The sequence below is a fragment of the Paenibacillus sp. S02 genome (genome assembly GCF_019454065.1).
Taxonomy (GTDB): domain Bacteria; phylum Bacillota; class Bacilli; order Paenibacillales; family Paenibacillaceae; genus Paenibacillus; species Paenibacillus polymyxa_B.
In genome coordinates this window covers 3738625-3751057 of sequence record NZ_CP073682.1, presented here as the reverse complement: position 1 = coordinate 3751057, position 12433 = coordinate 3738625, and the positions used below count along the sequence as shown (strand labels likewise).

At 44.0% G+C, this 12433-nt stretch carries 11 protein-coding genes; 8 read left to right on the top strand and 3 right to left on the bottom strand.

Annotated features, from left to right (window positions below; translation table 11 throughout):
- Positions 1–40: 40 nt before the first annotated feature.
- A complete protein-coding gene (locus KAI36_RS16645; protein WP_013310964.1) occupies positions 41–343 on the bottom strand; it encodes a hypothetical protein in 303 nt (100 codons plus the stop codon).
- 387 nt (positions 344–730) lie between these two features.
- Positions 731–925 (bottom strand): hypothetical protein, encoded by a 195-nt coding sequence (locus tag KAI36_RS16640; RefSeq protein ID WP_013310963.1) that lies wholly within the window; start codon positions 923–925, stop codon positions 731–733.
- 140 nt (positions 926–1065) lie between these two features.
- Between KAI36_RS16640 and KAI36_RS16635 the strand changes: the two genes are divergently transcribed.
- Entirely contained in the window at positions 1066–1503 is a 438-nt protein-coding gene (locus KAI36_RS16635) for a NucA/NucB deoxyribonuclease domain-containing protein (RefSeq protein ID WP_209942798.1), read from the top strand.
- Positions 1504–1523: 20 nt separating this feature from the next.
- On the opposite strand, the gene KAI36_RS16630 is transcribed toward KAI36_RS16635, so the two are convergent.
- Complete coding sequence (locus tag KAI36_RS16630; RefSeq protein WP_220025452.1) at positions 1524–1724, bottom strand: hypothetical protein; 201 nt, start codon at positions 1722–1724, stop codon at positions 1524–1526.
- 114 nt (positions 1725–1838) lie between these two features.
- Here KAI36_RS16630 and KAI36_RS16625 point away from each other — a divergent pair, with 114 nt between their 5' ends.
- The 7 genes from KAI36_RS16625 to KAI36_RS16595 all read left to right on the top strand — a co-directional run bounded on the left by KAI36_RS16625 (position 1839) and on the right by KAI36_RS16595 (position 12377).
- Positions 1839–3659 (top strand): sensor histidine kinase, encoded by a 1821-nt coding sequence (locus KAI36_RS16625; RefSeq protein ID WP_076159414.1) that lies wholly within the window; start codon positions 1839–1841, stop codon positions 3657–3659.
- Positions 3634–5259, top strand: a complete 1626-nt coding sequence (locus tag KAI36_RS16620) for a response regulator transcription factor (RefSeq protein WP_220025451.1) — start codon at positions 3634–3636, stop codon at positions 5257–5259. The genes KAI36_RS16625 and KAI36_RS16620 overlap by 26 nt, the downstream gene beginning before the upstream one ends.
- 121 nt (positions 5260–5380) lie before the next feature.
- Positions 5381–7063, top strand: coding sequence for a type 2 periplasmic-binding domain-containing protein (locus KAI36_RS16615; protein ID WP_220025450.1), 1683 nt, complete (start codon positions 5381–5383; stop codon positions 7061–7063).
- A 246-nt stretch (positions 7064–7309) separates the two neighbouring features.
- Entirely contained in the window at positions 7310–8200 is an 891-nt protein-coding gene (locus KAI36_RS16610) for an ABC transporter permease (protein ID WP_025718416.1), read from the top strand.
- Positions 8201–8227: 27 nt separating this feature from the next.
- Positions 8228–9106 carry a carbohydrate ABC transporter permease gene (locus tag KAI36_RS16605; protein ID WP_069010559.1) on the top strand — a complete coding sequence of 293 codons (879 nt, stop codon included), beginning with the start codon at positions 8228–8230 and terminating at the stop codon, positions 9104–9106.
- Between the two features lie 28 nt (positions 9107–9134).
- Positions 9135–11222 carry a beta-galactosidase gene (locus tag KAI36_RS16600; protein ID WP_276572447.1) on the top strand — a complete coding sequence of 696 codons (2088 nt, stop codon included), beginning with the start codon at positions 9135–9137 and terminating at the stop codon, positions 11220–11222.
- 102 nt (positions 11223–11324) lie between these two features.
- Positions 11325–12377 carry a glycoside hydrolase family 53 protein gene (locus KAI36_RS16595; protein ID WP_220025449.1) on the top strand — a complete coding sequence of 351 codons (1053 nt, stop codon included), beginning with the start codon at positions 11325–11327 and terminating at the stop codon, positions 12375–12377.
- Positions 12378–12433: the final 56 nt, after the last annotated feature.

Here is a 12433-nt window from a genome sequence, read left to right as displayed (position 1 = left end):
AAAATAACCCCCGGTCCAAAGACCAGGGGTTATTTTCAGCTTATTCTACGCCGTCCTGATAATGATTTTTCCAGTGCTTATCGCCTTTGTGTGCGAAGTCTTCAACTGTCTTTTCCAAGGTAGCTACCAGTTGGGCTTTAATCTCAGAAATTGTGTCTCGGAACAGTCTTTCTTCCGTACCATTGATTTTTTCCCCATATAGAGCCTGAGCGGCTATAAACTGACGATGTTGCTCCACAAAACTGTCAATCGAATGCAATGCATGCTCCACGTATTGGGAAATGCTATGATGCTCGTTAGGCAGTTGCAATTTTAATTCATGAACTCTGTTTAATAATGCCATGATGATCACCTCGTGCGTTTTATTATGTCAATAATTATACATTATTTTCGGAAAACTTTCATTAAATTTTGATTAAAATGTGACTTTTATTATGTCATGATTGCATTTTCACTGGTGATCAGGCCTAATTTTCGGAATTATTTCATTCTTTCCGTTGTGTCGTGATTTTAAAATTTAATATATATGATGCGAAGATGATATAAGAGCAAGCTGCGACAGCTGTCTTTCTGACATGTTATAATGGGGAAAAAGCCCAGTAGGAAAGGTTGTCAGTATGGTATGAAGCTTTTTAAAGGTTTATTTTGGGGGATTCTGATCAGTCTTCTCCTGTGGTGCGCCTTGTTTGGGCTTGTCCGCTGGATGTCTCATTAAGTCGCTTCCTGTATCTTATACAATAACTCTTGCGACTGTATCCACGTCATTAACGGAAATCGTATATACGTGTTCGTCATCATAGAGCTTGAATTGCTGAGTTTCTTGGTCAGATAGGAGCTTAGGCCAGCCAATTACGGTACTTCCATTCAGTAACCGGATTACAACGGCTTGCATTTGGCTCACGGCCAGTTTGATCTCATCGTTCATTCGTACAACCTCCTCTCTATACTATTTGTCGTCGAGTATTCAACCTTTTTTTATAGTCAGTAAGGGGTTACAAAAAATAAAATCCGGGGATTACCTTAGTTGAAGGAATCTACTGGAATAGCTTGAAGGGAAGAGGGAAATTGAAGAAAAAGTTGCTAAGTTTTATAGCTTTAGTGCTGCTAGCTTTGGGTGCGTACTGGTTTGAAGGAGGCAATCTTCTTACGAAAATGACAGGAGAGAACCCGCCTTCATCGGCTCAGGTTACGCTGCAATTCCCGTCAGGTCGTTACCCTGAAACGGCGCAGCATATTAAGGAAGCCATTCAGGCGGGAAAATCTCCGGTATGCACAATAGACCGTGAAGGAGCCGAGCAAAATCGCAAGCATTCGCTTGCAGGTGTTCCCACTCGTAAAGGATACGATCGTGACGAATGGCCGATGGCTATGTGCTCAGAAGGAGGCAAAGGTGCAAATATCAAATACATAGCCCCTAAGGATAATCGTGGGGCAGGATCATGGGTCAGTCACCAACTGGATGAGTTTGAAGATGGAACTCGCGTAAAATTTGTCGTCAAATAATATGTTATGGGATCGTATCGTTACTTTTTTTTCCCTTTAGTAGGCTCCTGCTTGGCCCTAACCAGAGCCACAAAATTATTTCCCTTATTAGGCTCCTGTTTGGCTTTAATCAATGCCAAAAAAGCGAAAAAATCACCCAGTGCAGTGAAGCCGGCACCTAAAATAGCCAAATCTTCAGCGGATAGTTGACTGAACCATTCCATTTGCTTAGTATCAAACATTTTATCACCGCCAACCATTAGTAATGTATAGTATGTACGGACGGCAACGAAGGTCAGGGCTCTGGCATACCATTTAAGTATGCCTGTTTTTTGTGCAGAGGATGTGTAGAACTCATGTTTAAATTTAATTTTTATACTAAAATCGTCTCCATCGTTATCGTATTGCTTATACCTATGCTGATCCTGTATGTCTATTCTAATCAGACAACGACAGGTGTATTACGTGAGGAGCTGAATCAATCTAATTATAATCAGCTGACTTTTTTTCAAAACCAGGTGAATACGAATATTGAAATGATTTCCTCCTGGCCGCATCTGCTGATTCATGATCCCGATGTAGCCAGTTTTCAAGCGATTTTTTTGAAGGACAAGGTTCTCAATCTGGATGGAATTAATCTTGTCAAACGGATCCAAACCAAGCTTGGGCTTCAGGAAAGCTCTTCTAATTGGAGAACCGGGCTGAGTATCTATTCTCCTTCGCTTGGACGGGTTGTATCGGAGAATGGAGCAGGCTTGTATGACCAGAAAAAACTAAATCAGCTGATAAAAGACGGCTGGCAGGTATCAAAAAAAAGGTCATACGGGAAAGACCAATTTATATTTTCATTGTATACATTATCCCCGTTTTCTTCACTTGGTAATCCAGAAACCGCTAACACGATTATTAAGGTTGAATTTGACAGCAGTAATATTCAGGACATGCTTGACCGTTTCAAAGGTGATGGTCGAAAGGAGCCTTTTTATTATAAAAAAGGTGTAGGAGTGATCTTTAATCGTACTGCAAATGAAGAGCTGTCTGGAAAGCTGATTTCTAAATTGGAAAAAATGGGACTCCATGAAGTTGATAATCTGACCGTGAAAATTGGAGAAGAAAGCTACCTGGTACATGCCGTTCTTTCGCAAACGACTGGTTGGTATTTGATTGATTACATGCCTTTGTCCGATATGATGTCTCCGATTTACTCATCGAATCGACTGTTTTATATAACTGTTGTTGGCTCGCTGCTGGTAGGCTTGATTGGCGCTTACTTGCTTCATTCACAGGTACAAGTGCCGATTCTTCAGCTTGTGCGGGCATTTCGGAGACTAAAGGATGGAGACTATGCTGTTCGATTAAGTCTAAGGGGGAGTCACGAGTTTGCTTTCCTGTCTAGTCAATTTAATCTGATGGTCGAACAGATTCAGGAGCTGTTTGAGAAGGTGTATGTTGAGCAGCTACATGTCAAGGAAGCGCGACTAAAGCAGCTCCAGTCACAAATCAATCCGCATTTTTTTTATAATTGTTTTTCGTTTATTACAAGTATGGCAAAGCTGCGCAATCATGAGGCGGTTGTTGCCATGGCTCATAATTTATCCAGGTATTATCGGTATACGACAAGACAGGAGCGGGATTTGGTTCCATTGTCAGAGGAAGTCGAGTTTGTTCAATATTATTTGAACATACAGCAGATGCGTATGCCAAGGCTAACGTTCTTAATTCATGTTTCTTCACAGGCCAGCAGTCTGCTGATTCCCCCGCTTGTAGTGCAGCCACTGGTGGAAAATGCGGTGCTGCACGGGATAGAGCCTCAAGCGGAGGATGGTATAATTCATATTTTAACCGAGCGTGTTGGCTCGTATATGTACCTGATTGTGGATGATAACGGACTCGGTTTGAGTAGAGAGGCTATAACTGCCCTGACATCAACGCTTGACAAGCCTGTGGAAGAGGATCATGGATACGGTTTGTGGAATGTGCATCAACGCATGCGATTACATTTTGGGGAAGATGCAGGACTGGAATTCTCTTTGTCTCCATTGGGAGGATTGCGTGCAGTTTTAAAATGGTCGATCTCAACAGAAGCAGAGCATGCGAATGGTTTAATTGAGCCTTCGCCAAATTCGAATATAGTTAAAACGGAGGGACCAGATGGTTCAGATATTACTAGTAGATGATGAGAGTTATGTAACAGAAAGTCTGGCAGCTACCATTCCGTGGGAGACGCTAGGCATCGAGAGGGTTCATCAAGCGGCTTCCGCATTAGCAGCGGTGGATGTGCTGGAAGCGTACGATATTGATATTCTGGTTACGGATATTCGTATGCCTGGCATGACGGGACTGGAGTTGATTGTTGAGGTAAACGAACGATGGCCACATATCCGAAGTTTGTTACTGACAGGCTATGCCGATTTTGAATATGCTAAAAAAGCGCTCCAGCTTAAGGCTTTTGATTACATTTTAAAGCCGGTGGATGATGAAGAGTTTATCAAATGTGTGTCAGCTGCCATGGATTCTCTAAAGGAAGAATGGGAAGCATTTGACAAGGTTCATCAATTACAATATAGCCGCAGAAACGATTTTGGTGTACTGCGGACCCATTTGATGCATGATTTGCTACTCGGGCGTGATTTGCCAGTACCAAAAATAGAGAGCAAAATGTCCGAGTACGAAATCAAGCTACGCACGGGACATCCTGCCAGTATGCTGCTTATTCAGCTAGGGAAGCATTTTTCTGATATGGACTATCATTCAGTCTCCTTAATTGAGTATGCGATTGGAAATATTGCCGAAGAAGTGTTCGCACCTGATTTTCACGTTTGGCATTGCAAAGCGCCGCATGACTGCTTAATTGTATTAATAGAAGGGAATTGGAATTCATTTCCTGAACGGAGTGTGGATGAGCAGAATCGTTTTTTGAGTGCGGCGATTGAAACCTTTCGAAAAAATGTGAGCAATTACTTGAAAGGGGAAATTTACGTTGCATTAACCGGATGGTTTAAGTTTCCAGAGGAGCTGCCTAAGCTATATCAGACAGCGATTAGATCCTTATACTGGAACCATCAGGAGGAGACGGATACACTGCTATTCATAGAAGAACAGACAGAACAGCCACACAGCTCAGTTAAGTCACTGGAGGGGCTTTATATGCACCCTACGCTTACCCATCTGCTAGAGTCCAGGCAATGGGAAGAGGCCGAAGCGAAAGTGAACCGTGTATTTGGAAAAATGGAAGAGGTGGGATATACACGCGAGCATTTATATGAGCTGTTTATTTCGGTGACGAGTGCCTTTATGTATACAGCGCACAAACAAGGACGTTTCATTACACAGATGGATCAAGTAGGCTTCGATCCGTTACATGCGCAGAAAATGGTTCATTCGTTTCCCCACCTCAAAGAGTGGATACTTTCCATGATGAACAAACTTAAATCTGAATGGTCCGCAAGCGAGCAAAGCGCTAAAAGCTATGTGGTCAAGCAGGTTCAGGAGCTCATCTCCCAGGATAAAGGTCAGGAGCTGTCTGTTAAGACGATTGCCGATCAGGTTTATCTTCATCCAGTCTATCTGTCTAAAATTTATAAAGCTGAAACCGGAGAAGGTTTGGGTGACTATATTATCCGAATGAGAATGGAGCGGGCTCTTTATTTGCTCAAATATTCCAATAAAAAAATATACGAAATTACGACGGAACTGGGCTATCAGAATCCCCAATATTTCAGTAAGATGTTCAAAAAGCATTACGGAATGACTCCGCATGAATTTAGGGACCAGTAAAAATGAGATGAGTAAAGATCAGTTGGGAAAGGTGCAGAAATATTTATTTTGTGACATAGGCTGCGAAGAAAAGCCCTCTTATAATAAAAGAGTAGAAAATGATTTTTAGAGGGGGAACAATATGCGAGTTCATTCGAAAAAAAAGTTGTTGTCGTTGCTCGCCGCAACTATGGTATTAGGAGTTGGCCTTGTGGGCTGCTCAGGTGCGGGAAATGATGGGAATGCGGACAGCACAGCTAAAACTGAAAACGTATACAAAGAAAAATACAATCCAGAAGTCACAATTTCCACGGTATGGGGTGTAGATCCCGCCTTAAAATTTAAAAATGGTGAATCTATCGAAAATAACATTGCGACAAAATGGGCTAAAGAGAAATTCGGTATTAATATCAAATCACTTTGGTCCGTCACGGATACGAATGGCGCATTTGCTACGAAGCTGCGTTTGGCTATGTCCTCCGGCCAGGAGATGCCGGACGTCGTTGTACTGGGGACGGAGAATGAGCAACTGGCACAGGACATGATCGATTCTGGTATGTTTGCAGAGGCTGGTCCGTTGTTTGACAAGTACGCTTCGGATTCCTGGAAGCAGGCGATGAATCAGGATACAAACGTATGGAATCAGTATAGCCGAGATGGCAAAAAAATGGGCATTCCTGTGCTTGATTTTGCCTATAACCATGATTATGTATTGTGGGTACGACAAGATTGGTTGGATAAGCTGGGTATGAAGGCTCCAGAGACGATGGATGATCTGGAAAAAGTGATGGATGCCTTTAAAAATAAAAATCCGGACGGACTGGCTCCGAACAAAGTGATTCCGCTCAGCATCGGTTTCAAAACATCCATGAACACTTGGATGGGTGACCCGTCCTGGATTTTCGGGGCATATGGCACTCTACCTCAGCAATGGAACAAAGGCACGAATGGCAGTTTGGAATATGGCTCCGTGCAGCCTGGCATGAAGCCGGGTTTGCAAAAGCTGAGCGAGTGGCTCAAAAAGGGATACATCCCTCAGGAAGCAGCATTGTGGGATGAAAATAAAACGTCAGAACCTACAGTCGCAGGCATAGCCGGTATGATTCCTGGGCCATATTGGATGAGCGGCTGGCCGCTTCAGGATACAGTCAAAAATGCGCCGGGTGCCGTGTGGAAGCCGATCAAGATTCCAGCGGGTCCTGACAATAAAGCCATGCGTCACGGAACGCAATATACCAATGGTGTTGTATTAATCAACAAACAAATGCAGCATCCTGAAGCTTTTTTCACTTATCAAAATTATTTGTTTGACCATTATGCTAATGCCAAACCGGACGGCGATTTGTCGAATGGGCTGTTTAAGGGCTACGATTATGATTTGGATGCGGGCGGAAAGCTAATGTCTATCGATAAAATACCAGGCGGTTATGTAAACTCTTTTCGTTATTTGCTGGTTCGTGATGGTGCGCGTATACCTGATGCCCAAATGAAGGCCTTGTTAAGTTTGGCTAACGGCGCAGAACCGAAGACCCGTCTGGAGAAAGATGTAATGGTGAACTACGGGAAAGATACTCCCGCAGCTGCCAAAGTGCTTATGGAACAGAAGGATATCTCCATGAAAGATCAGTTCACAGGCCCTACTACGCCAACCATGAAGGCTAAAAAGGACTATCTGGATAAGATTGAAAGTCAGACCTTCAATGAAATTATTTATGGCAAGCAGCCGATCTCTGCTTTTGATACCTTTGTACAGACGTGGAAAACAGCTGGTGGCGAACAAATTACTAAAGAAGTAAACGAATGGTATAAAAGCGTCGAAAAGTAAAAACCAATGATGTTGTAACAGAGTAGGAGGGCTGTCCCGAGGTGGGCAGCCTTTTTACTACAGCTTCACCCGTATCGAGTGGAAATGAATGCGCTATCATGGTGTGTTTGAAAAAAAGTTTTATTCGTTTGGCGAGCTTAAAAAATGATTGCTTTTGTGCCATGTATGTTGGTTTTTTGAACTGTTGGGACAGCGAAAACGCTTTTATAATTGAAGTATACCATGAGAGTTACAGGAGGAACTGCAATGAGAAGTCTGCAACGTACGTGGCCATTTCATATCATGCTGCTGCCAGCCATCATTTTCTTAATTGTATTCAGCTACATTCCGATGGGCGGCATCGTGATGGCCTTTCAAAATTACAAACCTTGGCTAGGCATAACTGGTTCCGAGTGGGTTGGACTGGATAACTTCCGCTTTTTGTTTCAACGGGAGGACAGTCTTCAAGTCGTCTGGAATACACTAATTATTGCTGTGTTAAAGATGTTTTTCAATCTGGTGGTTCCGTTTGTTTTTGCTATACTGCTGAATGAAATTCGCAAGGTCGGCCTTCAGCGATCCATTCAGACACTGGTTTATCTGCCACACTTTCTTTCGTGGGTCATCTTGGGCGGAATTCTGATTGACCTGTTGGCTACAGATGGATTTATGAATCGTATTCTCGGTAGTTTCGGGATCCAGCCTATCTTTTTTCTGGGAGAAAATAACTGGTTTCGGTTTACTGTCATTGTATCGGATATATGGAAGGAGTTCGGATACAACACCATCGTATTTCTTGCTGCACTGGCGGGTATTAATCCTTCGTTGTATGAGGCTTCTGAAATGGATGGAGCGAGCCGCTGGAGACAGACGCTGCACATCACTGTACCTTCGTTAATTCCGATGGTAGTCGTTGTTGGAACGCTTGCACTTGGCAATGTACTGAATGCTGGTTTTGACCAGATTTTCAACCTTTATAATCCGCTGGTTTACCAAAAAGGCGATATTATTGATACATTCGTCTACCGGACAGCGTTAATCAATGGGGAAATGGGCTTTGCCACCGCAATCGGCTTGTTCAAATCCGTTATCAGTATGATTCTCATTCTGATATCTTATCGACTTGCTTACAAATGGGCAGGTTACCGCATATTTTGATTCCACGAGGCTGAAAGAGGGAGAGTCATGTATCATAAAACAACGCCATACCGCATCTTCAATGTGTTTAACATTTGCTTGCTTGTGATTTTGTCCATCATGTGTATCGTTCCGCTGATTCATGTGTTGGCGGTATCATTTAGTGCTAAATCAGCAGCAGATGCCAATCTGGTTGGACTGTGGCCGGTGCAATTTTCATTAGAAGCCTATAAGAAGACGATGAATAACCCGATTTTTCTGCACTCCATCTGGATTTCTGTCTGTCGGACTGTATTGGGAACCGGCTTGACACTGCTTATTACCTTTTTAGCTGCTTATCCACTTTCAAAGGAAACATCTGTGTTCCGTAGCAGAAACGTATATTCATGGTTGTTCGTATTCAGCATGATTTTTAACGGTGGTCTGGTTCCATTCTATATGGTTATTCAAAAGATCCATCTTATGGACAGCTTCTGGGTACTTGTTTTGCCAGGAGCGGTCAATACATTTCTGGTCATCCTCATGTTGAACTTTTTTAGAGGAATTCCCAAAGAGATGGAAGAGGCCGCATTGATCGACGGAGCAGGACATTTTCGGACATTGTTTAGTATCTTTTTACCGATATCCATGCCTTCCATTGCCACGATTGCGCTGTTTAGTATGGTATTTCATTGGAACTCCTGGTTTGATGGTCTGCTCTATTTGAGCAATGCAAAGGATTATCCGCTGGCGACGTTCCTGCAAACTGTAATTATCCAGAAGGACATGAGTTCCATGAGCATGAGTCCCAAAGAGATGGAATTACTTTCTCAAACGACGGTTAATGCAGCGCAAATTTTCATTGGTGCAGCACCTATTCTCATTGTATATCCATTTTTACAAAAGTATTTTGTTAAAGGTATGACGCTAGGTTCCGTCAAAGAGTAACAGAATTCATAGAAGGAGATGATTTGTAGTGACGAATCAAAACATAATCAAGTACCCTCCCATTAGTGAGCGAGTTCCACGTATGCTGCATGGCGCGGACTATAACCCGGAGCAATGGCAGCATTACCCTGAGGTGTTAGCGGAGGATATCCGTCTAATGAAACTAGCCAAATGCAACGTGATGTCTGTCGGTATTTTCTCATGGGTTTCATTGGAGCCTGAGGAAGGTGTATTTACGTTTGAGTGGCTGGATCGTATTCTAGATTCGTTTGCTGAGAACGGAATCTATGCATTTTTGGCCACTCCTAGTGGGGCAAGACCAGCCTGGATGTCACAAAAATATCCTGAGGTGCTGCGTGTGGAGGCTAACCGTGTCCGTAACCTGCATGGGTTTCGCCATAATCACTGTTCTACGTCGCCTGTTTACCGGGAAAAAGTACGTATCATGAATACGAAGCTAGCCGAGCGTTATGCTAACCATCCGGCTGTTATTGGCTGGCATATTTCCAATGAATTTGGTGGAGATTGCCACTGTGATTATTGTCAGGAGGCATTTCGTACTTGGGTCGAGGAGAAATACGGTACGCTGGACAAGCTTAATCACGCATGGTGGACGACCTTTTGGAGTCATACGATTACGGACTGGAGCCAAGTTGAGTCCCCGGCACCTCACGGTGAAACACAGGTCCATGCCCTGAATTTGGACTGGAGACGGTTTGTGACCGATCAGACCGCAGATTTTATCAAACATGAGATTGTGCCGCTCAAGGCTGCAAATCCAGCAATTCCGGTCACAACCAATTTAATGGAGTTTTTTGAAGGGTTGAATTACTGGAAGTTTGCTGATCTGCTCGATGTTATATCCTGGGATAGTTACCCAACGTGGCATGACCGTGAGGGAGATGATAGCCGTCAGGCTGCTAAAGTGGCCATGATGCACGATATTATTCGTTCAATCAAGGGAGGCAAGCCTTGGATGCTCATGGAGAGTACGCCGAGTTTGACGAACTGGCAAGACGTAAGCAAGCTGAAGCGACCAGGAATGCATCTGCTATCGTCTTTACAGGCTGTGGCACATGGGTCAGACACCGTTCAATATTTTCAGTGGCGGAAAAGCCGCGGTTCAAGTGAAAAGCTGCATGGTGCAGTCGTCGATCATGTTGGACATGAGCACACTCGTGTATTCGGAGATGTGACAGAGGTCGGCAATGCGCTGGAAAAACTGGAGGAGGTTATCGGTACTTCTGTACCGGCGGAGGCCGCAGTCATTTTTGACTGGGAGAATCGTTGGGGAATCAACGATTCACAGGGACCACGCAACAAAGGTGTGAAATATGAAGAGACAGCTGAAGCGCATTATTTCGCACTTTGGGAGCAGGGTGTACCTGTAGATGTCATTCATATGGATGCAGATTTCTCCAAATACAAACTTTTGGTAGCTCCGATGTTGTATATGGTCCGCAGCGGTGTGGGGGAGCGTATACAGAAGTTTGTTGAAAACGGTGGCGTTTTCGTAGCAACCTATTGGTCTGGTATTGTAGATGAACATGATTTGTGCTTCCTTGGAGGCTTTCCGGGGCCGCTTCGTAAGACGCTGGGGATCTGGTCGGAAGAGATTGACGGATTGCATGATCATGACCGTAATCACATTTTGCCGGTTGAAGGCAATGAGCTGGATCTGCAAGGGGAGTATGAAGCTGTAGAATTGTGTGATCTCATTCATACGGAGAGTGCAGAGGTACTGGCTGTGTACGGCTCAGACTTTTATGCAGGACGCCCGGCTTTGACGGTGAACCGTTTGGGAGAGGGAAAGGCTTATTACATCGCATCACGCAACACCGGACTGTTCCACAGTCATTTTTACAGAAGTTTAATTGATGATGCAGGAATCAGTAAAGCGCTCAATGTGAAGTTGCCTCATGGAGTGAATACGGCGATTCGTACCGATGGGGTTCATGATTATATTTTTATACTGAATTTCACGCATGAGTCGCAAAAGATTACGTTGGATGGACGAACTTATGCGGATATGCTTGAAAATCATGCGATAGAAGACGGTAGCGTTCAATTGGATGCCTACACTGTTAAGGTTTTAAAGACAGAGCGCAATAAATAGAACATGATATTAAAGTGTGATCTCTGTCGTTTTCCCGAGTGAGGGAACTGGTAGATTGGTCAGAGGCAATGAGAAGTATACAATTCGGATGGGAGATGACTTATGAAAACAGGTAACCGCACTATCGTGTTTGCGATGTTGATCTTGCTATCCAGCTTATTGTATCCGTTCGGCTCTGTAGGGTTGGGTGCGGCTTCGGCCGCCCCTGCTTTCGCCAAAGGAGCAGATATAAGCTGGGTAGCAGGAATGGAAGCGCAAGGTATGACTTGGAAGGATAAAAAGGGTGTTCGTCGAGATATACTGCAAATTTTGCGAGATGACTATCAGATCAACTCGGTACGTATCCGTGTGTGGGTAAACCCTGACATGAAAGATTATGCAAGCGGATACATGAATGCCGAAAAGGCAGCAGAACTGGCGCAGCGAGCTAAAAAATTGGGTATGAGCGTTATGCTGACTCTACATTATAGTGATTCCTGGGCAGATCCAGGGCAACAGAACAAACCTTATGCGTGGCGCAATTTCACATTTACACAACTCATGGATGCAGTCTGGTCTCATACGGTCTATGTTATGAACACGATGAAAAGCAAGGGGGTAACACCGGACTGGGTGCAGATCGGTAATGAGACGAACAATGGAATGCTCTGGGAAGACGGCAAAGCTTCGGTGAACATGAAAAACTATGCCTGGCTCGTCAATACAGGTAATAATGCTGTAAAATCGGTAAGCAGCAGTACTAAAACGATAGTACATTTAGCCAACGGGGATAACGGTTCCGTGTTGAACTGGAATATCGGCGGACTGATTGACAATGGAGCTCAGTTTGATCTCATCGGGCTGTCTCTGTATCCGTCTCCTTCTGACTGGCAGGGCAAGGTGGATCAGACGATTACCAATGCCAATAACCTCATTGCAAAATACGGCAAAGGCATTGTCATCAGTGAAATCGGGATGGAATATAACGAACCTGTTGCTTCCAAGGCATTTATTTCTGCAATCAAAACGAAGGTTCGGAACATCGGAGGCGGCAAAGGTACAGGGGTATTTTATTGGGAGCCGGCTGCAACTCCAGGTTACAATCAAGGTTATAACAAAGGTGCTTGGCAGGCTGACGGTAAGCCAACCTCAGCTTTGGAAGGGTTTATAAATTAAGAAGTACGTAAGAGTATATCAAAGAACCTCTAGTTCGCATTCTATGCAGACTAGAG